The organism is Acinetobacter sp. CIP 101934, assembly GCF_000369585.1.
Classification (GTDB): domain Bacteria; phylum Pseudomonadota; class Gammaproteobacteria; order Pseudomonadales; family Moraxellaceae; genus Acinetobacter; species Acinetobacter schindleri.
Map to the genome: position 1 here is coordinate 1835561 of NZ_KB850094.1, position 22996 is coordinate 1858556.

Annotated in this window: 22 protein-coding genes and 1 riboswitch; of the genes, 10 read left to right on the forward strand and 12 right to left on the reverse strand. The window is 42.3% G+C overall.

Annotated elements, in window-relative coordinates:
* Positions 1 to 57 precede the first annotated feature (57 nt).
* The 5 genes from F899_RS09030 to F899_RS09050 all read right to left on the reverse strand — a co-directional run bounded on the left by F899_RS09030 (position 58) and on the right by F899_RS09050 (position 4467).
* Positions 58 to 399, reverse strand: a complete 342-nt coding sequence (locus F899_RS09030; RefSeq protein WP_005222299.1) for a hypothetical protein — start codon at positions 397 to 399, stop codon at positions 58 to 60.
* Between the two features lie 179 nt (positions 400 to 578).
* Positions 579 to 1322 carry an SDR family oxidoreductase gene (locus tag F899_RS09035; protein WP_005222300.1) on the reverse strand — a complete coding sequence of 248 codons (744 nt, stop codon included), beginning with the start codon at positions 1320 to 1322 and terminating at the stop codon, positions 579 to 581.
* A 36-nt stretch (positions 1323 to 1358) separates the two neighbouring features.
* Positions 1359 to 2057 (reverse strand): histidine phosphatase family protein, encoded by a 699-nt coding sequence (locus F899_RS09040; RefSeq protein WP_005222301.1) that lies wholly within the window; start codon positions 2055 to 2057, stop codon positions 1359 to 1361.
* Entirely contained in the window at positions 2054 to 3175 is a 1122-nt protein-coding gene (locus F899_RS09045; protein WP_005222302.1) for a phosphotransferase family protein, read from the reverse strand. Before F899_RS09045 ends, F899_RS09040 begins: the two co-directional genes overlap by 4 nt.
* 50 nt (positions 3176 to 3225) lie before the next feature.
* Positions 3226 to 4467 carry an acyl-CoA dehydrogenase family protein gene (locus F899_RS09050; RefSeq protein ID WP_004895058.1) on the reverse strand — a complete coding sequence of 414 codons (1242 nt, stop codon included), beginning with the start codon at positions 4465 to 4467 and terminating at the stop codon, positions 3226 to 3228.
* Positions 4468 to 4558: 91 nt separating this feature from the next.
* Here F899_RS09050 and F899_RS09055 point away from each other — a divergent pair, with 91 nt between their 5' ends.
* Together F899_RS09055 and F899_RS09060 are read left to right on the forward strand one after the other, a co-directional pair.
* Entirely contained in the window at positions 4559 to 5476 is a 918-nt protein-coding gene (locus F899_RS09055) for a LysR family transcriptional regulator (protein ID WP_005222303.1), read from the forward strand.
* 233 nt (positions 5477 to 5709) lie between these two features.
* Entirely contained in the window at positions 5710 to 6264 is a 555-nt protein-coding gene (locus F899_RS09060) for a thermonuclease family protein (RefSeq protein WP_005222304.1), read from the forward strand.
* Between the two features lie 332 nt (positions 6265 to 6596).
* Here the strand turns inward: F899_RS09060 and F899_RS09065 are convergent, their stop codons facing one another.
* Positions 6597 to 7316, reverse strand: a complete 720-nt coding sequence (locus F899_RS09065; protein WP_228127799.1) for a hypothetical protein — start codon at positions 7314 to 7316, stop codon at positions 6597 to 6599.
* Positions 7317 to 7570: 254 nt separating this feature from the next.
* Between F899_RS09065 and F899_RS09070 the strand changes: the two genes are divergently transcribed.
* On the forward strand, positions 7571 to 8011 hold the full coding sequence (locus tag F899_RS09070; protein ID WP_005222306.1) for a MarR family winged helix-turn-helix transcriptional regulator: 441 nt from the start codon (positions 7571 to 7573) through the stop codon (positions 8009 to 8011).
* Positions 8004 to 9200, forward strand: a complete 1197-nt coding sequence (locus F899_RS09075) for an MFS transporter (protein WP_005222308.1) — start codon at positions 8004 to 8006, stop codon at positions 9198 to 9200. Before F899_RS09070 ends, F899_RS09075 begins: the two co-directional genes overlap by 8 nt.
* A 7-nt stretch (positions 9201 to 9207) precedes the next feature.
* Here the strand turns inward: F899_RS09075 and F899_RS09080 are convergent, their stop codons facing one another.
* On the reverse strand, positions 9208 to 10188 hold the full coding sequence (locus tag F899_RS09080) for a GlxA family transcriptional regulator (RefSeq protein WP_034434244.1): 981 nt from the start codon (positions 10186 to 10188) through the stop codon (positions 9208 to 9210).
* Between the two features lie 113 nt (positions 10189 to 10301).
* Between F899_RS09080 and F899_RS09085 the strand changes: the two genes are divergently transcribed.
* Positions 10302 to 12089: an acyl-CoA dehydrogenase gene (locus tag F899_RS09085; RefSeq protein ID WP_005222311.1), complete on the forward strand. Its 1788-nt coding sequence runs from the start codon at positions 10302 to 10304 to the stop codon at positions 12087 to 12089.
* Between the two features lie 83 nt (positions 12090 to 12172).
* On the opposite strand, the gene F899_RS09090 is transcribed toward F899_RS09085, so the two are convergent.
* Positions 12173 to 13387 carry an alkane 1-monooxygenase gene (locus tag F899_RS09090; protein ID WP_004809567.1) on the reverse strand — a complete coding sequence of 405 codons (1215 nt, stop codon included), beginning with the start codon at positions 13385 to 13387 and terminating at the stop codon, positions 12173 to 12175.
* Positions 13388 to 13565: 178 nt separating this feature from the next.
* Here F899_RS09090 and F899_RS09095 point away from each other — a divergent pair, with 178 nt between their 5' ends.
* Positions 13566 to 14501, forward strand: a complete 936-nt coding sequence (locus F899_RS09095; protein WP_034423948.1) for an AraC family transcriptional regulator — start codon at positions 13566 to 13568, stop codon at positions 14499 to 14501.
* Between the two features lie 9 nt (positions 14502 to 14510).
* Here the strand turns inward: F899_RS09095 and lpxB are convergent, their stop codons facing one another.
* Positions 14511 to 15683 carry a lipid-A-disaccharide synthase gene (gene lpxB / locus F899_RS09100; protein WP_005222313.1) on the reverse strand — a complete coding sequence of 391 codons (1173 nt, stop codon included), beginning with the start codon at positions 15681 to 15683 and terminating at the stop codon, positions 14511 to 14513.
* A 559-nt stretch (positions 15684 to 16242) separates the two neighbouring features.
* Here lpxB and F899_RS09105 point away from each other — a divergent pair.
* The 3 genes from F899_RS09105 to F899_RS09115 all read left to right on the forward strand — a co-directional run bounded on the left by F899_RS09105 (position 16243) and on the right by F899_RS09115 (position 18939).
* A complete protein-coding gene (locus F899_RS09105) occupies positions 16243 to 17133 on the forward strand; it encodes a sulfite exporter TauE/SafE family protein (RefSeq protein WP_005222315.1) in 891 nt (296 codons plus the stop codon).
* Between the two features lie 127 nt (positions 17134 to 17260).
* Positions 17261 to 18352: a 3-deoxy-7-phosphoheptulonate synthase gene (locus F899_RS09110; protein ID WP_111810749.1), complete on the forward strand. Its 1092-nt coding sequence runs from the start codon at positions 17261 to 17263 to the stop codon at positions 18350 to 18352.
* A gap of 62 nt (positions 18353 to 18414) precedes the next feature.
* Positions 18415 to 18939, forward strand: a complete 525-nt coding sequence (locus F899_RS09115) for a protein tyrosine phosphatase family protein (RefSeq protein WP_004809577.1) — start codon at positions 18415 to 18417, stop codon at positions 18937 to 18939.
* Here F899_RS09115 and ispF read toward each other — a convergent pair.
* Complete coding sequence (ispF, locus tag F899_RS09120) at positions 18927 to 19415, reverse strand: 2-C-methyl-D-erythritol 2,4-cyclodiphosphate synthase (protein WP_005222317.1); 489 nt, start codon at positions 19413 to 19415, stop codon at positions 18927 to 18929. The two genes, F899_RS09115 and ispF, sit on opposite strands and share 13 nt — an antisense overlap.
* A 99-nt stretch (positions 19416 to 19514) precedes the next feature.
* Between ispF and F899_RS09125 the strand changes: the two genes are divergently transcribed.
* Positions 19515 to 20174: an A1S_1983 family putative colistin resistance protein gene (locus F899_RS09125; protein ID WP_005222319.1), complete on the forward strand. Its 660-nt coding sequence runs from the start codon at positions 19515 to 19517 to the stop codon at positions 20172 to 20174.
* Positions 20175 to 20220: 46 nt separating this feature from the next.
* On the opposite strand, the gene F899_RS09130 is transcribed toward F899_RS09125, so the two are convergent.
* Positions 20221 to 21468: a D-amino acid dehydrogenase gene (locus F899_RS09130; RefSeq protein ID WP_005222321.1), complete on the reverse strand. Its 1248-nt coding sequence runs from the start codon at positions 21466 to 21468 to the stop codon at positions 20221 to 20223.
* Positions 21469 to 21599: 131 nt separating this feature from the next.
* A riboswitch (glycine riboswitch) is annotated at positions 21600 to 21687 on the reverse strand.
* A 241-nt stretch (positions 21688 to 21928) separates the two neighbouring features.
* Positions 21929 to 22837: an AEC family transporter gene (locus F899_RS09135; protein ID WP_005222324.1), complete on the reverse strand. Its 909-nt coding sequence runs from the start codon at positions 22835 to 22837 to the stop codon at positions 21929 to 21931.
* Positions 22838 to 22996 lie beyond the last annotated feature (159 nt).

Consider the following 22996-nt stretch of genomic DNA (forward strand, 5'->3'; position numbering starts at 1 on the left):
AAATAAAAATCTATTAGGTAAACTTAAATAGTGATGTCACATGAATCGTTGAATTTATTAGAAATGATTGCTTTTAAAGACTAGATCACATTTACCCGGTATCTGTTCACCATTTACATTCATGACAAGAGTCGAACCACGTGCTTTGCTCTTACATGCATTTTGCACAGCGGGAGCGCGTATTGCTTCATAGTCCAAGGCATTTACTTGAGCAGGTTTAAAGCCGATCTGACATGAGCCTTTTATGGTATGACCCTCAATTTTAACCGTAAGCTTTACATGAGGTCCTTTTCCCTCACACAATCGGGTCGTATCCGGATTTTTTCCTTCATCAGATGCTGCTTGAGCATATGGCATTGCTGTCAATACCAGAATAATGATAAAAGCTAATTTTTTCATTTGGTTATAAGCCCATATACATATATTCACCAACCCTTAGCTATGCTAAACCATAATGTATAATCATATTTATAAAAAATAATTTCCAGACATTATTTTCTTAATTTTTAAAGTCAAAATGTTTCAATTCCAAAAATAAAAAAGCCCCGTTAGGAGCTTTTTGATCATCCAAACAAGAATTATCCTAGTTTATTCACCAGTTTTAGTGGCAATACTTTCATAGCCAAGCCCAACGGTAACCAAGGCCATTTTGGTACATACGCTTTAACCGGCGCTTTTTCAATTTCAGCAGCCAATAAACGCGAACCCGTTTTTTCGTCTACCTCAAAAGGCAGTTTTTTCGCACCTTCATTAATTTCAGTACGAATATAACCCGGGAAGATCGTCGTCACTTTAATAGGTGTATCAATCAGCTCTGCACGAATTCCTTCTGCCAGATGCGCGACTCCTGCCTTACTAGCCCCGTAGGCGGTCAGGTGTTTTGGCATACCACGCATTGCGCTCATGGATGAAATCATGACCAAATGACCTGAGTTTTGCGCACGAAAAATCTCCACTGCAGCTTCACACTGGGCTAAGGCAGAAATAAAATTGGTTTCCACCGTAGCTTTGTTAATAGCAAAGTTACCTTTTCCAATACGACGACCTTCACCAACGCCAGCATTCACGATAATTCGGTCAATGCTACCAAACTCTTCCTTAAAGGCACGGAATACTTCAAAGACCTGATCATAGTTGGTCACATCCAGGGTTTTGGCAATCACTTTGATCCCGTACTGGTTTTCCAGTTCCTGCTTTAAAGCTTCCAGACGTTCCATACGACGCGCACAGATTGCCAAATTATAACCTTTTTGTGCAAATTCACGTGCCATACCTGCACCAATTCCGGAACTTGCCCCGGTAATTAGAATTGTTTTAGCCATTTTTTATTCCTTTAAAATCATTTTGTTCCAGATCTTTTAGATCCAGGTGAGTAATTCTGGTTGATTTGCCTTAATAAAATGATGTTCATTCAGACTAAGTAACTGCGGTTCATTACCCACCAAACGCAAAGTCGTCATGCTGGTATTGGCAATGGCCCAGTTTAAGGCAAAAGTTTTGCTCGGACTCAAGCCTAGAATTTTCCCTGCTGCCACAGAGATAACGCCACCCGAAGTAAACACTACAGCATAGCGCGGTCTTTTCTCAGCCAGTTCATTGCATAGATCTTGCAATGCAGATTCAATACGGTTTTTAAAGTCTGGCCAGGATTCTTCATATTCATGGTGATAATCTCCCCCCGTCCAGCGTTCAATTGCCCCTTCAAAGATTTTGCTTAAATACGCTCGAGGATTGGCATGTTGTGCCACATCTTCTTTTAATAATTCCGGCTGATTAAATCGCGGCTCATACCTGGCAAAGACTTGAGTATGATTAAATTCATTCCAGGCAGAATTGGTAATCAATTCACTTTCAGGAAAACATTCATCCAGACACAATTGCGCTGTTTGCTGATGACGTTGCATTGATCCAGCCATCACCACAGGTGCTTCTTTAAGAATAGAATCGAAATAACGTCCAAGTAACTTGGCTTGCAGCTCACCGTTGGGAGAAAGCTGATCATAGCTTTCTGCTCCAAAAGATGCCTGGCCATGTCGAATCAGGTAAATGGTGGTCATTTTGGCATTAACTCTTTAAATTTGTTCATATACTTCTGGGCAAGATCATTGGCTTCGATCTTTTGTTTGCCAATCAGCTTTAAGGCGCGGATATGCAATGCATGAATTACCACCCAAAAATCTTTAAACGCCGGGTTATTGGTTTGTTTATGGTAGTAACGATAATAAATCTGCTGGGCAATTACCGCTAAACGGAAAATGCCAAATACTTCATAGAAGGTCCAATTCTCTGGCTGTAATCCAGTTTTTTCCAGGTAGTAATCCACAACCTCCTTACGGGTAAACATCCCTTTTAGATTGGTCGGCTGACGGCGGGTTGCCTTAAAAATTGCATTGTCAGTCTCTTCCACCCAATAAGCCAAGGCAGAACCCAAGTCCATAAGTGGATCGCCTAGAGTCGCCATTTCCCAGTCCAGTACCCCAATCACCTGTGTTGGATTGTCAGGATCCAGAATAACATTATCAAAACGCCAGTCATTGTGAATCACACAGGTTTTAGAATCGGCAGGAATATTATCTTTTAACCAGTTACGTACGTACTTGAATGAAGGTACGTTAATCGTTTTAGCTTTGTCATAACGGCTATCCCAACCTTCTACCTGACGTCGGCAGTAACCCTCACCTTTGCCTAACTTTTCCAGTTCAGTACCGTGATAAGGAACCTGATGCAACTCGATCAGTTTATCAATGACATTGATACAAAGTTCGCGTACCTGAGCTTCACTGAAGTACAGATCTTTGGGCAAATTCGCTCGTGGAATAATGCCTTCAATGCGTTTCATCACATAGAAATCACAGCCAATCACTGATTCATCCTGACATAGCAACAACATTTCCGGAACAACTGGATAGTGATCAGCCAGTGCCCGTTGCACATGATATTCACGCGCCATGTCATGTGCAGATTTGGCCTTGGTGCCTTTAGGTGGACGACGCAGAATTAAATCGGCATTGCTATATTTCAGCCGATAAGTCCAGTTCGACGCACCACCAGAATATTGAGTGACTTCAACTGGACCTTTAATATTTTCACCGTGTTCAATCAGCCAGTTTCCTATAGCGCGGACATCCAGTTCTTCACCCTCACGAACTTTTCCACCGACATCAATGACTGCCATAATATTTCCTTAAAATCTTTTTACTATCTAAATATCTTTAAACTTAAGACTTATTTTTTACGACGCGTACTATAACCACGTTTTGCCAACTCTAATTTTGCAATCATGCCCTTATGTACTTCATCCGGGCCATCTGCCAAACGTAGCGCACGTGCTTGGGCAAAGAATCCGGTCAATGGTGTATCACGTGAAACACCAGCGCCACCATGAATCTGGATTGCCATATCCACGACTTTTTCCAGCACACTTGGTGCCACGACTTTAATGGCCGAGATTTCTGTCAAAGCCGCCATGTTCCCTAAAGTATCCATTTTATAGGCAGCATACAAGGTTAATAATCGCGCCTGATCAATCGCAACCCGTGCTTCTGCGACCCGTTCCAGATTGCCACCCAGTTTCAAAATTTCTTTACCAAACGCCGTGCGGCTCATACCACGGTCAATCATCAGTTCCAGAGATTTTTCTGCTGCACCAATACAACGCATGCAGTGATGAATACGACCTGGGCCTAAACGACCTTGGGCAATTTCAAAGCCCTGACCAGCGCCCCCAATAAAATTGCATACTGGTACCCGCACATTATCAAAACTAACTTCGCCGTGGCCATGTGGAGCATCATAATCACCAAAGACGGGCAACATACGCTCGATTTTCACGCCCGCAGTATCGACTGGAACTAAAACCATGGAATGCTGATGATGACGGTCTTTAGTTTCATCGGGAGTATGTGCCATAAAGATAATGATTTTGGCATTTGGATCACCCAGACCAGATGACCACCATTTACGGCCATTTAATACAATTTCATCACCTTCAATGACCGCCGTTGCCTGCATATTGGTGGCATCACTGGAGGCCACTGCGGGTTCAGTCATACAGAATACCGAGCGGATTTTTCCCTCTAATAACGGCATGAGCCATTGCTGTTTTTGTTGTTCAGATCCATAACGCCATAATACTTCCATATTGCCGCTATCTGGAGCATTACAGTTAAATACCGTTGGTGCAATCAGACTACGTCCAGACAGTTCAGCAATATGCGCATATTCATTGACCGACAATGCTTGACCCAATTCAGCACATGGCAGGAACATATTCCATAACCCTGCTGCTTTGGCTTTGGCTTTTAAATTTTCCAGTTCAGCCGGCCATTGCCATTTGGTCCAGTCACCGCCCTGATTCAGCTCATGCACCTGATGCCAGAAATCTGCCTCAATTGGCTCGATCTCATCTCTAATAAATTTTCTGGTGCGTTCAACGTAGTCCTGTGCACGTGCTGATAGCTCAAACATGGCAACTTTCCTCTGGATATGATTATTCTGCTTTACAAGACCTTAACCTAAAACCTATTATGAATAAAATGATTTTATTCCATAGTTTAATATGCAACAGATTCATAATGAAAACAGTATTGATCTTCGCAGTTTCCATCGGATCGATATCAATTTATATCCACTTTTTGTTGCTGTCTTTGAACAGAAAAGTATTTCCCGGGCTGCCCAAATCCTGTCAATTACCCAGTCTGCTGCCAGTCATGCCTTACAGCGTCTAAGACAGCATCTGCAGGATGATTTGTTTGTACGGACTGGCAGTAAAATGCAGCCAACGCCGTTTGCGGAACAGATTTATTCAGAAATTAAACATGCCCTCATCACCATCCAGAATATTTCCATCCAGAACCAGCAATTTGAGCCAACCTTGGTACAAAATCTAAAGATTGCTGTGCATGATGAAATTGAACCGATGATCTTGCCAAAACTGGTCGCACATTTTCAGCGTTTTAATCTAGATATTCAGTTTGTCAGTATTAAACTGGACCGAAAGAATATTGTTTCTGATTTGGCAACCCAGCAAGTTGATTTTGTGATCGATCTGGAACAGCCTTTGGGCGACAAAATCCAGTTTGAATTACTGGATCAGGATGAGTTTGTCGTCTGTACTCAACAGCAACAAGTCACGGAAAAAAGTTATCTCGCCTCCCCACATATTGGTGTGTCTTCGCGCCGGACTGGCGTATTAGTTGAAGATCTGTATTTAAGCCGTAATCAACTATCTCGACAGATTTTCCTGCGTTGTCAGCATTACTCGACGGCGTTACAGATTTTGCAGCAGCATCCCTTAGCGATGCTCACCATTCCCCGAAATGTTTTAAATCATTTGCATATTGATAAAAGCCTGAAAATTTTTGAAGTTCCTGTAAAACTGCAGAAAATTAATATGGGGATGTATTGGTATAAGGATTTACAAGAGAATAAGAGACATCAATTTTTACGGAGTGAAATTAATAAAATTTTTGCTTAGGCTATTTTTATAAGTGAATTTTAAAAATACTTAGGCTATTTATAGAGCCTTTAAAGTTTATTCCTAAGAATCGCAGCTTGGTTTTTTGTTATTTGCTTAGGCTATTTTGTTTGCTTAAAAAAATCTTCGTATAAACGGTTACAGAGCCTTAAGACGTGAGGCTTTGATCTAGAATGAACACTTTATAAGTCAGCTATTTCTTCACCTGACTGCGCTTCTTCTGGATTTTAATTTTGTTGCATCTCTCAACTTCTTGGCAAATTGTACTTGGCCTTGTGGCTCTATGTTTCTCCTATTATTTGCTGCACAAACTTGTGGTGTTTTTACAAGAACTGTTCCGCCCCTTCAAAAAAGGCAAAAAATACTGGTGTCGAGTTAAGGCCGTCAGCGATGGCGACACCCTCACCTGCTATCGTTTCAATATCCGTCGTTCAGAAACCCGCTTACGCTTTGCCTATGTGGATGCACCTGAATCCAGTCAGGCCTATGGCAAGGAATCCCAGCAGCTGGTCGCAAAAATGATCAAGAATAGACTGGTCCGTGTGCAAATTACCGATATTGACCGTTATGGACGCTGTGTTGGAGTCATTTACCGACGTCGTAAAAATGTCAATGAAGAACTCATCAAGCGTGGTGCGGCTTGGGTTTATGAAGAATATATCCGTGACAAGAAACACCTCTCCTATCTGATGAGCCTGCAAAGCAATGCCAAGAAAAATAAGAAAGGTCTCTGGCGCGGCACACACCCGGTACGACCAATTATTTACCGTAAACAGAAAAAATCCTGAGCAGAATAAAGAGCCTTTTGGCTCACTACCGTCCCACAATTTTAATCAGGATATATATTAGGTCATCATAGCAACTCAATAATGTTTTAAATTTATGATATTCATAAATATTTATAATTATGTATTGCACAGCTTTATCTTCTCTTTAAAAGTCTAAGTGGCTGTGTGCAGGCAGAACCTTACTTTGGAAAAACTCAAAGTAGGCAAAAGTCTTTTATTCCCCCATTACGACGTCGTGTCGTGATGGGGAATGTGTGGCATCTCTGCCACCGCGCGCATATCTAAAATCTAATCACTACAACTCTGAGACAATAATGCCTTTCCGCTATCTTTTATTTTAGCTGATGCTTATAAATAGTTTCGGTAAATTCGCCAAAGACTGAGACTTTTTCGAACAGATGCTCGCTATACATCAAGTCATCAATTAGACGCTCGGCATCGGCATGCTGTATTCCGCTAAGTTGAGTAACTAATTCAATATTAGCTGACGTGATCTCTTCACAAGTGACGGCAACTGAATCTGTCTTCCTTTTCCATAACAGTTTTTTAAATTCAATTTCAGTTAAATCAAAATTCTGTTGTATCAATTTGTGTTGGATAACCTGTATACCGAATGATTCGAGTAATATTTTCAACTCAGCATCCAGTTCATTTCCAATGACAATCAGGCTCTTACAATTTCGCTCAAGTAAGGCCTTGAATACAGCATAGCGCTGTAAATCTGGCATGGAACAACCATCAATTGCCAAATCAAAGCAAATATCCATTTCCTGTAAGGCCTGGGTATGGTTTAGTTTCAGCGCTTCTACCCGGAAATATTCCCCCAGCACCTGTTGCAGTTCAGTATTGGCTGGAGCGATAAAGATGGTTTTATGTTTTAGCACGGACAGAATAAGCGGACTAAAGACATAACTCAGTCGTGAAGCATCAAATTGATCCAGCAACATTACATGATGAATTGTTTCAGTATATCCGCGTGTTTGTGCTGCCTCTTTAACTGCGTGGATCAGCTGTTCAGGTAAGGTAATTGCTGGTTGATGTAAATCCATCATTAAATTAGAACTGCTTTTAAAACATTCACTGATAATTGTTGTTAGGTCTAAATCCTGCATAAATCCACCTTAGCCACTGCTCGCATCCAGATTTGCATGTTAAAGAAAACTAAAGATTTTTCCCACCAGATTAGCTCATTTACTCCTTGAAATATCTGTTAAGCCATATCGAAGCAACTGATACATCACTTGAATTTTCATGTTTATAAGCGTAAATTATCCACATTTAGTTAACCAGGTTAACATTATTCCTTATGGATACTACCTCCCGCTTTAGATTTGCATTATTACGCTGTGCAAGATTGCTCGGGGATGAAATGAATGCGGTGTTAATTGAACATGGCTTAAATTATTCCTTATGGCAAAGTCTGGTCATTATCAAAATGAATGGTCAATGTACGGCGCTGGATATCGCCCAGGAACTCAGGATTTCAAAACCTGCTGTAACCAAGCGTTTAAATACTTTGATGGAAATGAACTTTATTGAATCACAACCCATGACAGATAAACGCCAGAAATTACTGCAGCTGTCTAAAATGGGTAAACAACAGTTCCAGCAATGTTGTGGCAAGATTGATGTTCTGGAAGCAGAATTACTGCAAGACTTCAATAAAGATGAGCTGAAACGTGCTCATGCTTTTGTTTTAGAGTTTATGCATTCCCTTCAGGCGAGAAAGGAGCTTCAACATGACTGAAGCTCCATCCAAACTTTGGACGAAAAATTTTATTTTTCTCAGTGCAATGAACTTCCAGCTGGTTCTGGTGTTCTATCTACTGGTTATTGTCAGTGTTGGTTATGCCTTAGCTGAACTGGATGCCACTACTGCACAAGCAGGGTTAATCTCCGGTGTATTCGTGGTTGGGACTTTAGTCGGCCGATTGCTGATAGGAAAATTCCTGCCCAATCTGGGTGCCAAAGCCAGTCTGGTTGCCGGAGCTTTGGGCTTTTTCCTGTTCTCTGGTCTGTATTTTATTCCAGTGGATGTACCTTATCTGATTGCGATCCGCTTTGCTCACGGCTTTATGATGGGTGTCGCAGGGACTGTTATTGGAACTGTCATTGCCCAGACCATTCCAGCAACCCGACGTGCTGAAGGTATTGGCTACTTCAGTACCAGTAGTACACTAGCCACTGCAGTTGGTCCATTCCTGGCGATCTGGCTAATGTCACAATATGACTATAAGGTGATTTTTACTTTTACTTCTATTGTGGCTTTCACCTGTCTGTTCTTCAGTTTTGGTGTCGATACTTCAAAAGTAAAACTGGCTGCAAAAGCTGGTACGCAACAGTCTGCTCCGCCTACTTCATGTCTCGCGCAGTTTGTTGAGCCTAAAGCTTTTCCTATTGCGGTTATTATCCTGATTGCTGGTGCATGTTATTCCGGTGTACTGTCTTTTCTTAACCTGTATGCCAAGGAAATTAACCTCTTGCAGGCAGCTTCATTCTTCTTCCTGATGTATGCAGCCGCAATTTTGATTTCTCGCCCATTTACCGGCCCATTGATGGATCGTAAAGGCGAAAATATCATCATGTATCCTGCGATTGTGATTATGGCAATCGGTATTGGTTTACTCAGTCAGGCACATAATTCATGGATGCTCCTCACCAGTGCAGCGTTATTAGGTTTTGGTTATGGCAATATTCAATCCATTTGCCAGACCATTGCGGTAAAAAGTACCACAATAGAGCGTATGGGACTGGCAACATCAACTTTCTTTATTGCTCTTGATGCTGCACTTGGTTTTGGACCGTATTTTATTGGCCAGTTTCTGGATCAGATCGGTTATCAGCATTTGTATTTGTATAGTGCGGTCATTACACTCAGCTGTCTGCTTTGGTATTACCTGCTGCATGGACGTAAAGTCAAAGCTGCTGCAACTTGATGGCATGCTAAAAGCGCCGGCTAAATCGACGGCGATATTCTAACGGGGTTAACCCCGTTTTTTTATGGAATAATCGCCTGAAAGAGCTTGGATCATGGTAACCGACATGTTGCATGATCAGATCCACCGCCTGTTCGGTTTCTTCCAGCCGTTTACGGGCTGCTTCAATCCGGATAGCTTGCAGATACTGATTGGGTGGCACATCCAGTGCCTGTTTAAAACGCCTAATCAAAGTACGTGTGGTGAGGTTAAAACGTGTCGCCAGTTGTTCCAGATTAAGCGCTTCATGAAAATGCTGTTCCAGCCAATCTTGTACTTTTTGTACCAGCTCGTCATGATGCGGCTTGCTAATTTTCAGTAAGGAATAAGACAGCTGGCTGTCACGCCGATAATCAATCACAAAGGATTTGGCTGACTGCATCGCCAGCTCAAAACCATAGTAGCGTTCAATCAAGTGCAGTCCTAAGTCAAACCAGGCCAGACCACCACCTGCACAGTAGATATGCTGATCCCGACTAATCAGCTGATCGGCATGAAGCTTTACTTTAGGGTAAAGAGTCTGAAACATATCCTGAAAGCCCCAATGCGTGGTCGCCTGGCGATCATTCAAAATACCGGCTTCAGCCAAAAAGAAATTCCCCGTACAGTTTCCTGCAATCACTTTCTGCTGCCGGTCTGCTTCCTTTAAATAACGGATCAGTTCCAGATTCTGTTGCAAGGTTTCGATAATCGGTCCGGCAATCGTAGGGACAATAGCAATATCTACATCCTTGATATCTGCATAAGCTAAATGTGCCTGGATCAATACCCCATTAATACAACGGATCGCCTGCCCTTGGGCACTGGCAATTTCTACCTGAAACAGACGATGAATTTCCTGCTGCTGAATCCGGTTCCAGCTCACGCCCGCCATGGCAAATAAATCCACGACTCCAGTAATAGCCGATGCTAAAGCCCCATCAAAACCTAAAACCACCACCTTTTTCATCTGAATATCATTGTCACTTTTCACATCTTAAGTGTCATTATTGACAATTCTAAAAAATAAAAGCAACTACTAGTCTTAAACACATCATATGAACACTCGATTTAAAACTAAATATGACTCAACTTATCAATGACAAAGACCTAAATTTCCTGCTGTATGACGTTTTTAAACTGGAACAGCTGACCCAACTTGAACGTTATCAGGAACATGATAAAACCACCTTTGACAGTATTTTAGATACGGCCCAAGGCATCGCTACCGATTATTTTGCGCCGCACAATGCCAAAGCAGATCAGCACGAACCAACTTTTGACGGCAAAAAAGTCGAAACCATTGCTGAAGTCAAAACCGCATGGAAACAGTTTGCCGATGCCGGGTTACTCTGCGCTCAACATGATTATGATGCCGGCGGTATGCAGTTACCAATTCTGGTCAATATGGCGTGTAATGCCTTTTTTATGTCTGCCAATCCATCAACGGTGGCTTATTCTTTCTTGACCGCTGCCGCAGCCAATGTGATTCAGGCTTTCGGCACCGAGGAACAAAGACACACGTTTGTACCCCATATGTTCAGCGGCCGTTTTTCTGGCACCATGGCACTGACAGAACCGGATGTTGGTTCATCCCTTGGTGATCTGACCACGAAGGCCATCCCTCAGGCAGATGGATCCTATCGGATTAAAGGTCAAAAGATGTTTATCTCTGGGGGTGACCAGGACATTACTGAAAATATTGTGCATCTTGTGCTTGCCCGGCTTCAGGATGCACCTCAAGGCGTGAAGGGTATTTCCCTGTTTATTGTGCCAAAATTCAAGACCCGTGCCGATGGTTCACTTGATGAGTCTAATGATGTTCAATTGGCCGGCCTACTGCATAAAATGGGCTATCGCGGGACTACCTCGACGGTGCTGAGCTTTGGGGAAAATGACAATTGCTTAGGCTATTTACTTGGTGAAGCAGGTCATGGTTTAAAATATATGTTCAAGATGATGAATGAAGCACGTGTCGGTGTGGGACTTGGTGCGGCAATGATTGGCTATCGTGGTTATCTGGAGTCTCTGAATTATGCCAAAAACCGTCCACAAGGACGTCCGGTAGCCGATAAAGATCCAAATAGTAAACCAGTGAATATCATTGAGCATAGCGATGTTAAACGTATGCTGTTGACCCAGAAGTCCTATGTTGAAGCATCACTGGCACTGTGTCTGTTTGCAGCCCGCCTGATTGATGAACATCAGGCAGCTCAGGATGAAGAGAGTGCTATTTTGCTGGATCTGATTACGCCAGTGGTCAAATCCTTCCCTTCTGCCTATGGCCCCAAAGCCAATGACCTGGCAATTCAGGTCTTGGGTGGTGCAGGCTATACCCGTGAATATCCGATTGAACAGTGCTACCGGGACAACCGTCTGAATCCAATCCATGAAGGCACTTATGGCATTCAGTCTCTAGACCTACTCGGTCGTAAACTGTGGCAACACAACGGTAAAGGTTTAAGCCTGCTCATGCAGCGTATCCAGAAAACTTTATCCGAGATTCAGGATCCCAAGTTAGCTGAACTGGCAGAAACTTTTAAAAAGCATCTTGCGACTGTGCAAAAAACCACGCAGGTTTTAGGTCAGGCTTTGCATCAAGGTCGAGTTGATGCAGCATTGGCGAATTCAGGTTTATATCTGGATATGATGGGTAAAACCATTATTGCCTGGTTATGGCTGGAAATGGCGAATCAGGCACAGTTAAAATTTGCCTCGTCTGACTATGCAGAAGATCAACAATTCCTGACAGGAAAAATGCAGGCAGCTCAATACTTTATCCGCTGGGAACTGCCTGAAGTTGAACATCAGGCACAATTACTGATGAACTTTGATGATACCTGCCTGAATATGCAGCCAGAATGGTTTTAAGATTTAACGAAAATGAATAAAAAATGCGCCCTGAAAGGCGCATTTTTTATTAAAAACTGGAAAATATTAAAAACTGAAAATAGTTAAGCTGCATTATCTTGTATGCCAAATTTTCTGAAAATCTGCTTGCGTTTAGCAGGCAAGATATTGGCTTTGTTCAGGTCGCCTTGATAATGTTGATACACACGCTTATCCATCATTTTATACCACAATGGTGGTATCAAAGCTGGAATCAGCATGGTCGCATAACCGCTTGGCAAGACAGGTGCTTCCTCAAAATTGCGCAATGCCTGAAACGGCCGGCTTGGGAACGCATGGTGATCAGAATGGCGTTGTAACTGATACAGAAACAGGTTGGTAACAATATTGTTATTATTCCAGCTGTGTTCAGGCAAAGTACGCTCGTATTTACCTTTCCCAGTTTCAGCACGCTTCAAACCATAATGTTCAATATAATTGACAATTTCAAACAGGCTGATGCCATAAAATGCCTGTGTTAACGTATATGGAATAATCTTCTTGCTAAAGGTTTTCAGCATCAAGCCATGATAAGCAGCACTCATCCCCCAGCCATGAAACAATTCATTTTCCTTGCTAAAGAAACTCAAGCCTTTACGCTGTAAACGGCGTTTTTCAATTTCAATTGCAGATTTAAGTCCACCAAATACCGTACGTGGCCAGAATTTATAAAATGACTCTCCCATTTTTGATGAGGCAGGATCTTCAGGCGTCGCGACCCGTTTATGATGTCCATAAGGATGTTCAATCCGGAAATGGTTATAAGCCAATGGCATCAGGCTGGCATGTGACCAGTAATGATCAGATTTATTCGGGCGGTGACTCAATTCATGTGCAGTGTTTACACCAATTCCATTAATTGCACCCATCGAGATCCCCAGTAGAATCTGATCGGTCAATGAGACATTGGGGCGTGATACCACATAGCCTGCAAAAGTATTAGCAGCCATTTGCAAAGGAATAAACAATTTTACGATACGGTCATAATAAGGATCTTTGATCAAAGCTTTGATCTGATCATCGCTGGGATTATTTTCATCTTCGCCAATCAGAGCATCTAGTGTCGGAATGATGACATGCAGTAATAACGGACCACCCAAGGCAAAAACTTTCTTAGTGGCTTTCGGTCCAAAATGGTAGCCGGCTAAAATACCCATACCGATGACTGGTAGACCCGGACTCAACAGCCATCCGAAACGTTTTTTATCTAGCTGGCGGCCCTTCAGCAACTGAGCGTCCTGCTCCAGGTGAATATTTGTGATTTTTGCAGGGGCATTCATTGCGACCCTCCTGTTTTATGTTACCCTGCCCTTATAGTTGAATAATTCAGCGCATGTGCACAGTTGTCAGCGTCCAGAAAAGCTATGTCAGCGTCTTTGTCCTGATCAGCCGATTTCTGACCTCAATTCACATGCAGACTTAAATAAAAATATCTTTTTAATTCAGAATAGAACACGCATGGATGCGCTTAGTAAAATTTTTGATGACATACATTTAGCCAAATCAGAATATATCTACCTGAATGTTCATCACCCTTATCGACTGTTATACAGACATGAACCGTCCATGCTGGCCTATGTGATTTTGCATGGACAGGCACAGCTCAGCTTTGAAGATTCAGACCATGTCATTGTCTTACAGCAGGGTGATCTGATTCTGCTTCCATCTGCCAAAGCGCACCAGCTGCATTGTCCAAATGATCAAGAACTAACACAAAGTAGTCCCATTAACAGCTTCTTTGCTTCGCATTCACAGCAAAGTATTGATTTCGGTCAGGTCCAGCCACAACGCAACTTTATTCTGGCGATTCGTTCAAAAATGGATATCCAGATGGCGCGACCGCTAATTACCTCTTTGCCGGATTATCTGCATATCCAGCATATTTTGAGTGATTCAGCCCCGGAATGGTTACAGATCGGATTACAGTTCCTGGCTTTAGAAACCCAGAATACACGTCCGGGCCGTGACCGTATTCTCGATCATCTGGTCAGTATTTTACTTATTGAATGTGTGCGGGATTATATTTTGAATGCCCGGCATGCCTCCAGCTGGTTAAATGCCTTAAGCCATCCTGAACTTTCCAGTGCCTTAGCTGCCATTCATGGCCAGCCAGAACAGAGCTGGACCGTTGAAAGTCTGGCTGAACAATGCCATATGTCACGTTCCAAATTTGCACAATTGTTTACACAAGTGGTCGGTGAAACGCCTTTGGCTTATCTGCAACAGCACAGGATGCGTCTGGCAGCACGTTATTTAAGAGATGGCTTAATGACCGTACAACAGATTGCGCATCGCGTAGGTTATTCTTCAGAAACTGCATTTAGTCAGAGTTTTAAAAAGCAGTTTGAACTGACTCCGAGCCAGTATCGTCAGCAGCATCAGGGTCAACAATAGCTGAGAAGATTATTTTACCAGTTCTAAAATGGCAGTCACAGGATCTTCACTATTCCCTGAAAGTAGTTGCTTATGCATGGTCAGATGCTGCATCGCCTGAATCTGTGCTGCTTCAATATTCATTAATGCTTCAATTTCGGCAGCAAGATTCTCGGGGGTTGCTTCAGATTGAATCAGCTCCTGAATCACTTTCTTGCCCGCAATAATATTTGGCAATGAATAGTACTGAATTTTCACCAGAAGTTTAACAATACGATAAGTCAGCCAATGTAATTTATAGAAAGTCACCATTGGACGATGTAACAACATTGCTTCCAGAGTTGCTGTTCCCGATGCCAAAGCGACGATATCTGCTGCATTCATGACCTGACGACCGATTTTAGAATCGCTACCGGTATTTTCCATCAGACGAATTTGGGCCTGTAAACTTTCCGGATAAGTTTGCAGCAAGGCTTGAATTTGCTGCTTACGTGCATCATTGATGGCAGGAATCAGGAAGATATATTCAGGATGTTTTTGTTGCAAAATTTGTGCAGTATCCAGCACCAATGGCCCAAGACGTTCAATTTCTCCACGGCGGCTGCCTGGCAGCAAGGCAATATATTTCTGGGCAGGATCGAGTCCCAGCTCCTGCTTTGCTTCAACCAGTGGATTTTGTATCGGCAATTGACTCGCTAATGGATGACCGACAAATGCAGCGGGTACCTGCCATTTTTGATAAAAGACTTTTTCAAATGGAAATAAACACAGTACCAGATCGATACTGGCTTTAATGCCATGTACACGTCCCTGACGCCACGCCCAGACGGATGGGCTGACATATTGAACGGTTTTGATCGGCAACTGTCGTTGCTTGATGCTCTTGGATAAACGCAGGTTAAAATCTGGTGCATCAATGCCGATAAATACATCGACTGGATCTTTCGTCCAGGTCTCCAGCAGTCCATCACGTACAGCAAACAGCTTACGGATATCTTTCAAGACTTCGACAATACCCATCACCGACAGAATATCCATTGGATAATAGCTTTTAAAACCTTCTGCCATCATCTGTGGACCACCTATGCCCTCAAATTCAGCATCAATACCCTGCTCACGAAAACGACGAATCAGACTGGCACCTAAGGTATCTCCCGATACTTCACCCACGACGATTCCAATTTTAAGCTTCCGTTTTTGCAAGATGTGATCCTCAGAGAATTGCTGTCAGCATATTAGCATAAGACAAAAAACTTAAGGCTGAACTTGATCCCGATCTGTATGAAATGGTTTAAAAATGATGAATCTAAGAATTTAAAGCGCTATATCTACAAATATAATGATGACTACAGGGATTTTCTGAATTCACTTTAGATAAGAATGACCAGGATCATCATGACTACAAATATGCTCAATTGAAAAATGATATAAAGAATGATCTACCAAACTTCTAATTTCCCTTATCACTACCAGCCTATTTCTAAATCAAATAAATCTGCTTATTTTAATAAAGAAGAAATTTTATACTGTTAATCATATTTTATGGATTCAACTCCATTTATCTTCATCGTATTTCCTAACTATAAGAAAATTCTTTAGAAAGCTTACCGGACTTATCCTTTACACCAATTTTTTCGATAATAAAACACCTCATTAATCACTTGCTTTATCTTATTTTGGAATAAGCAAATCATTAATCAAGACAACTACTTATCTTTAATAGTCATAAGATATGCTCGTTTTTTGATATTGGCATATATAGATGTTTGGTCCGATTGAGTTTATTTTAGCAGGTGTGTTAGTTGGTTTCTGTGTAGGGATTACTGGTGTCGGCGGTGGTTCACTGATGACCCCTATTTTGATCAGCCTATTCCGGATTGAACCGCACATTGCAATCGGTACTGACCTTCTATATGCCGCAATCTCTAAATTCTGCGGTTCTTTTGTCCATGCAAAAAAAATGAATATTGTCTGGCCCATTGTGATCTGGCTGGCAATCGGCAGTATTCCAGCATCTTTTGCCACGCAATGGGTACTTGAGAACTATCTCAGTCAATCTACCCATTATAAAGCAGTACTCACCATGGTACTCGGTTTTATGCTAACGCTGACCGGTATTTCTATTGTATTCCGCGCTTCAATTGAGAAGTTCTTTAATAAATACCGTAAACAAGAATTGCCAGATATGACCCAGGATCTGGAAAAAGTCGATTTTAAATCTGGCAAAAAACGCGCTCTGATTATCATCATGGGAATCGTGCTTGGTGTTTTTGTGACCTTGTCTTCAGTGGGCGCAGGGGCATTCGGTATTATGGCATTGATTCTGATGTTCCCGAATTTGCCGATGATTCGTATTATCGGTTCTGACGTGGTGCATGCCGTACTTTTAACTTTAGTCGCAGGCTTGAGCCATATGAGCGCAGGTAATGTAGACTTTGCTTTGTTAGGCTGGTTACTGGTGGGTTCTATTCCTGCAATCGTGATCGGCACATTGATCAGTTCACATATGCCTGAGAAAATTATCCGTAAAATTCTGGGTGTTACCCTGTTCTGTCTGGGTGTGAACTTTATGCTCAATCCAGTCAAATCCAAACCTGCCCAACCAGCTCAACCCGAGTTGGTAACGGAAGCAGAAAAATCTCAGGCCGTTTAAACTAAACCTCAGATTCATCACTTTTTTTTCAAAGATTTATTCATCTTTTTTATAACAAAGTGACGCATCATTCATGTTATATTCGGGCTATTAAACAACCTTTTGTATGATCGAACCAGTGACGGCAATGAATACACTACAGTCAAATCCTATTTCACAATCAGATATTGATGATGTGAATATCCAAAGCATGATTCCTCTTGTAACTCCAGCACAATTAAAGACTGAGTTGCCTTTGACTGAGAATGCTTATCAAACCGTACTGAAAGGTCGTGAAACGATTCGCAATATTCTTGATGGCAACGATAAACGTCTTTTTGTCGTGATTGGTCCATGTTCAATTCATGACCCTGAAGCTGCCAAAGAATATGCCGAGCGCCTGAAAGTGCTGAGCGAAAAAGTAAAAGACAGCCTGTATCTGGTAATGCGTGTGTATTTTGAAAAACCACGTACTACCATTGGCTGGAAAGGTCTGATCAATGACCCAGACATGAATGACTCGTTCAATATTGAAAAAGGTCTGCGCATTGGCCGTAAGCTTCTGCTTGAACTGAACGAAAAGGGTTTGCCATGTGCAACTGAAGCACTTGATCCAAACTCGCCACAGTATTATCAGGATTTAATTTCATGGTCAGCGATTGGTGCACGTACTACCGAAAGCCAGACTCACCGTGAAATGTCATCTGGCCTGTCTTCACCAGTAGGTTTCAAAAACGGTACTGATGGCGGCCTGACTGTTGCAACCAATGCCATGCAATCCGTGAAACACGGTCATAGCTTCCTCGGTCTGAACGATCAAGGTCAGGTTGCAGTCATTCGTACTTCTGGTAACCCATATGCTCATGTAGTACTTCGTGGTGGTAATGGCAAACCGAACTACGATGCAGGTTCTGTTGCAGAGGCTGAGACTGCTTTGGCAAAAGCGAAAGTTAGTACCAAAATCATGATTGACACCAGTCATGCAAACTCAAACAAAGACCCGTACTTACAACCATTAGTGCTAAAAAACATCACTGAACAAATTATTGATGGAAATAAATCAATTGTTGGTATTATGGTAGAAAGTCATCTTAAAGGTGGTCGTCAGGATATCCCGGCAAACCTTTGTGATCTGGAATACGGCAAATCAGTGACTGATGGCTGTATCGACTGGGAAACGACTGAAAAGGCATTACTTGATATGCATGAGGCGTTAAAGGACGTTTTACCAAATCGCTAAGCGATTGATCAAAACGCCATCGTAAGATGGCGTTTGCATTTCTACATAAGGAAAATGATCTGATGAATGAAATTGAAACTGCACTCTGTCAAATTAATAATTTTCAATTCATCCATGAGCACCTGTTTACTTCAGGCCAGCCGACAGCAGAACAGCTCAAGCTGATAAAGGAATACGGGATCTCGACCGTTATCAATGTAGCTTTGAGCGATGCAGAGCCTCACCTGGACCATGAAGATAAAATCTGTCTGGAGCTTGGACTCAACTATATCCAGCTGCCAATTTCCTGGGAAATGCCATCCGATGATCAATGCCTGCTAGTGCTGGACATGATTGATCATCTAGTCAAGCAACAAGCCGTTTGGGTACATTGCAACCAGAACTTCCATGTCAGCAGCCTGATGTATTTATATCGCCAATACTATATGGATATGGATCTACCGACGGCGCAAGCAAGCCTGCATCAGGTCTGGGAACCGAATGACACCTGGACGGGTCTATTGCATGCTGTTGCCTTACAGCTACAAGGCCGTAAAGCAACTGAAGAACTTAAGCTGGCAATGATTAATCCTGATCACTTTGCGTGAGTGATCAGGACCGTCGCCATAGACAGAATGCCTTCCTGACGCCCGGTAAAGCCCAGCTTTTCTGTGGTGGTCGCCTTAACGCTAATCTGGGTTAGATCTACTTCTAGTACATCTGCAATGCTTTGACGCATTTCCAGATTATGCTTTGCCAGTTTTGGACGTTCACAGGCCACAGTAATATCAGCATTATTCAATACATAACCACGATCCAAGATCAGCTGATACACGTGCTTCAACAATACACGACTGTCAGCACCTTTAAAGTTAGGATCCGTATCTGGAAAATGCTGACCAATATCTCCCAGTGCCAATGCACCTAACAAAGCATCACATAATGCATGTAACACAACGTCACCATCCGAGTGTGCTTTGAGGCCATGGGTATGTGGAATTTTCACGCCTGCCAGTGTGACAAAATCACCTTCTTCGAATGCATGCACATCCAGCCCCTGACCAATTCGAATTTGTGCAACCACTGTTTTCATCCTTAGAAATAACCAATTGAAATCTTGTACACTTCGTTTCTATTTCGCTATAGTTAGACCAAGCGTAACACAGTGAAAGTATAAGCGATCATGCTGCTGAAAACTGATATAAAAATGATGAAACTTCTGGGTCTCATGCTGGGTTTGAGCACTTTGGCAACAAGTGCTACAGCATCCGCACATCCGCTAGAATGTTCAGATAGCTCACAAGCCAGTAAAGCAACTTCGACGCTGTGTTCCGTGCCTCTGGCTGAATTTAGAAAAAATCTGGCGAGCCAGTATCTCACGGCCTACCTGATTACTGATGCACCTTTAAGTATTATTCAGGATACGCATCAACTATGGCTAAACCGCTTACAACAGTGCAAAACACTAGACTGTTATAAACAGCAGTTTGATGTGCGTTTAGATGATCTGAATATCTTTATTTCTTTGAATCAAAGCCTGACCCAGCATTATTTAAAATTTGAACAGGGCCAGATTGCCAAACAGCCGGTACACCTAAAAATCCATCAGCTCAGTAAAGACCGCATCAAGATCGAAGGTATTGCCTATCGCAGTCCTAAAAACCGTATAGATACTCAAACTATCCCTTTTTTAGCTTATACCACTCCTGAAGCTAAAACTGAAATCACTGATAACGAAAACGACTGTAAGTATGAATTTCACTATACCAAGGCCATTCTTTCGGTAAAAACCCAGCAGAAAGGCTGTGAACGCTTTAGCGGTGTCTATCGCCTATATGACTAAACCCATTCAATTAAAAAAAGATCATCCGAGGATGATCTTTTTTGTTTTAAGCTACAGGATAGGTTTGAGCCACCTGCTGGCTGATCATTGCTGCTGTCGCAGCAGAGAGCGTCCAGCCTAAATGCCCATGTCCGGTATTATAAAATACTCGCTTGTGTTTTCCCTGACGCACGACTGGCATCATATTCGGCATCATTGGCCTTAATCCGGTCCAGGGAATCACATATTCAGTGGAAATATCAAAATTACGATGCGTCCAGTCAATTAAAGGCTGAATCCGGTCAGCACGAATGTCACGGTTATAACCATTAAACTCTGCTGTACCCGCAATACGCAGTCGGTCTTTACCCAATCGGGAAAGGACAATTTTAGCGCTTTCATCCAGCAAGCTGACCCACGGCGCATTTTGCTGACTTTGTTCATCGTTAAGCTGTACGGTAATTGAATATCCTTTCACCGGATAGACATTGACCCTGTCACCCAACAGATAAGAGAGTTGATAACTACCCACACCGGCACAGACCACGATGGCATCAGCTTTCAGTTCCAGTCGTTCTTGCGGATTGGTATTGGAATTTTCACTGCTCGGCATACAGGTGATCCGGGTATAGTCATCCTTCTGCTCTACTGCCTGTACATTCTGACCAAACAGGAACAGTACACCTTTGTCTGCACAAGCCTTGGCCAGACCTGTAGTAAATTTATGAATATCCCCGGTAGCATCACTACGGCTAAAGAAGCCGGCATAATAATCACCGGTTAAAGTGGGTTCAATCTGTTTAATTTCTTCATTGGAAATCGCATTGCGTTCCAGCCCGCCACTGCAAAGCAGATCATTGACCTTCATCGCGACCTTATAATCCTGCTCGGTATGATAAAAATGCAGGATTCCCCTCTTTTCCAGATCAAACTCAATCTGTTCTGTTTCAGCAATTTCAAATAAACGTTTACGGGCCAATAACGCCATTTTTACTGTTTCCCGGGTATTGGTTTCGTAATGACGAATATTCCCCATAAATTCCATTAGCCAGCTGTATTTATGCATACTAAAAGACGGGTTGAGCAGTAATGGGGCAGTTTTTTGCGACATCCATTTCAGGCCTTTCAGTACCGTCGCTTTTTGGTTCCAGACTTCTGCATTACAGGCGGAAAGTTGCCCGCCATTGGCATACGAGGTTTCCATGGCAGGGTAAAGATGCTGGTCGACAACAGTGACCTGATAACCTAATAAAGCCAGTTCATAAGCTGTGGTTACGCCGGTAATCCCGGCGCCAATGACAATTACATGACGCATAGACATCTCCTTTTTTATTATGATGTCTGCCCCATCTGTCATTTTTACCTGAGAGCTTTGATTTCAGTATTGGAGATCAATACCTTAACCTTCCCCTTCGGTGAGTGATTCAACACTTCTCTCCAGAGTTTTGCATTATTACAGTCCTTCTGCCTGAGAGTTTCCGGGGTCGTTGCTCCTTCGGCGAATGCAGGTGCATTTCTCTCCTGCAATAATGTGCATATGTATTGTTTAGCAATTTATATACCATGCTATAGAGCTTAATAAAAAATTACTGTGCAAAGTTGTAAAGACACAGTAATTAGCAAGGCATACGTTATGCTCGCTTAGCTATAAAACGAAATTTAAATGAAGGTGCAGATATTTGATTAGATTTTTGAAACAGGATTATAGGTTAATTAAAAATTTTAATTTGCTTAGGCTATTTTGAGTGAAAAATTTCTCTATTGGATTCTTTTAACTAGATGATAAAACTTAAGAATAATGGCAAGGTTAATCCTGCAACCAGGGTTTGCACACTAATAACTTTCGCCATAAGTTCACTGTCTCCACCCAGAACTTTGGTCAATACATAAGAAGCAGAAGCTGTGGGTAACGCGAAAAACAGTACCAGCACTTGAGTGGTCAGCGTGGATATTCCGAGTATCTTGCATACCCCCAAGCCAAGCAATGGCATGCAAATCATACGCCCAGTTGTGTTCCAGACGATGCGCCATAAATCCAGATTAATTTGCCCAAACTTTAATGCTGCCCCGACACACATCAAACCTAAAGGTAAACTGCATGCTGCCATCTGTTTCAATAACTGGTTCATACCCTGCCATATTCCCAATCCGGACAGATTATAAAGCCCACCTACCAGACAGCCTAAAATCAGTGGATTTTTCGCGAGGGATATGAAAATTTTTCCAAACTGCATATCGGCCGGTTTAGTAAATGCCAGCACAGAAACGGTATTTACGACTGGAATAAAGAATACCATAATGACGGCAAATACTGTCATCCCTGCCTGCCCAAATAAGGTGCTGACCGCAGCAATGCCAATATAGGTATTAAAGCGCAGCATGCTTTGTACATAGACCCCAAATCGGGCAAAGTTAATCCGGTATATCGCTTTTAGACTGTACAGCACTGCACAAACCAGTACAGTAATGATTGAAATAACCAGCACCACCTCCTGAATAATATCTATATGAATCTGAGCAGTAGCCAGATTCAGGAATAGCATGATTGGAAATAGTACATAATAGTTTAGCTTTTCTGCCCCCCGCCAAAATCCGTCTTCTAACCATTTCCTTTGTTTTAATGTATAACCCAGGGTAATTAGGGCAATCAGTGGAAACAGGACGCTGAAGATAGTATGAAGCATTGAGCCACTCGTAACATGCAATTTTGTGGCAATCGAACCCAACTGCCTGTCAATGATTAAGGATACAACAACCGAAGAGTTTTAGGAGAAAAAGTAGTGGAAAAATCAACGGATAATAAGTAAGAGAAAGTCTCTTATGCATTTTAATAAATAATAAAC

What these genes read in the sequence shown, in the direction of transcription:
- F899_RS09045 (WP_005222302.1), bottom strand. Translation starts at nt 3,175, where the DNA reads ATGGCAGTCATTGATGTCGGTGGAAAAGTTCGTGAGGGTGAAGAACTG.
- F899_RS09050 (WP_004895058.1), bottom strand. Translation starts at nt 4,467, where the DNA reads ATGTTTGAGCTATCAGCACGTGCACAGGACTACGTTGAACGCACCAGA.
- F899_RS09085 (WP_005222311.1), top strand. Translation starts at nt 10,302, where the DNA reads ATGACTCAACTTATCAATGACAAAGACCTAAATTTCCTGCTGTATGAC.
- F899_RS09035 (WP_005222300.1), bottom strand. Translation starts at nt 1,322, where the DNA reads ATGGCTAAAACAATTCTAATTACCGGGGCAAGTTCCGGAATTGGTGCA.
- F899_RS09130 (WP_005222321.1), bottom strand. Translation starts at nt 21,468, where the DNA reads ATGCGTCATGTAATTGTCATTGGCGCCGGGATTACCGGCGTAACCACA.
- F899_RS09125 (WP_005222319.1), top strand. Translation starts at nt 19,515, where the DNA reads ATGCTGCTGAAAACTGATATAAAAATGATGAAACTTCTGGGTCTCATG.
- F899_RS09090 (WP_004809567.1), bottom strand. Translation starts at nt 13,387, where the DNA reads ATGAATGCCCCTGCAAAAATCACAAATATTCACCTGGAGCAGGACGCT.
- F899_RS09040 (WP_005222301.1), bottom strand. Translation starts at nt 2,057, where the DNA reads ATGACCACCATTTACCTGATTCGACATGGCCAGGCATCTTTTGGAGCA.
- F899_RS09055 (WP_005222303.1), top strand. Translation starts at nt 4,559, where the DNA reads ATGCAACAGATTCATAATGAAAACAGTATTGATCTTCGCAGTTTCCAT.
- F899_RS09070 (WP_005222306.1), top strand. Translation starts at nt 7,571, where the DNA reads ATGGATACTACCTCCCGCTTTAGATTTGCATTATTACGCTGTGCAAGA.
- F899_RS09135 (WP_005222324.1), bottom strand. Translation starts at nt 22,837, where the DNA reads ATGCTTCATACTATCTTCAGCGTCCTGTTTCCACTGATTGCCCTAATT.
- F899_RS09030 (WP_005222299.1), bottom strand. Translation starts at nt 399, where the DNA reads ATGAAAAAATTAGCTTTTATCATTATTCTGGTATTGACAGCAATGCCA.
- F899_RS09095 (WP_034423948.1), top strand. Translation starts at nt 13,566, where the DNA reads ATGGATGCGCTTAGTAAAATTTTTGATGACATACATTTAGCCAAATCA.
- F899_RS09115 (WP_004809577.1), top strand. Translation starts at nt 18,415, where the DNA reads ATGAATGAAATTGAAACTGCACTCTGTCAAATTAATAATTTTCAATTC.
- F899_RS09075 (WP_005222308.1), top strand. Translation starts at nt 8,004, where the DNA reads ATGACTGAAGCTCCATCCAAACTTTGGACGAAAAATTTTATTTTTCTC.
- F899_RS09110 (WP_111810749.1), top strand. Translation starts at nt 17,261, where the DNA reads ATGAATACACTACAGTCAAATCCTATTTCACAATCAGATATTGATGAT.
- F899_RS09065 (WP_228127799.1), bottom strand. Translation starts at nt 7,316, where the DNA reads ATGATGGATTTACATCAACCAGCAATTACCTTACCTGAACAGCTGATC.
- F899_RS09080 (WP_034434244.1), bottom strand. Translation starts at nt 10,188, where the DNA reads ATGAAAAAGGTGGTGGTTTTAGGTTTTGATGGGGCTTTAGCATCGGCT.
- F899_RS09105 (WP_005222315.1), top strand. Translation starts at nt 16,243, where the DNA reads ATGTTTGGTCCGATTGAGTTTATTTTAGCAGGTGTGTTAGTTGGTTTC.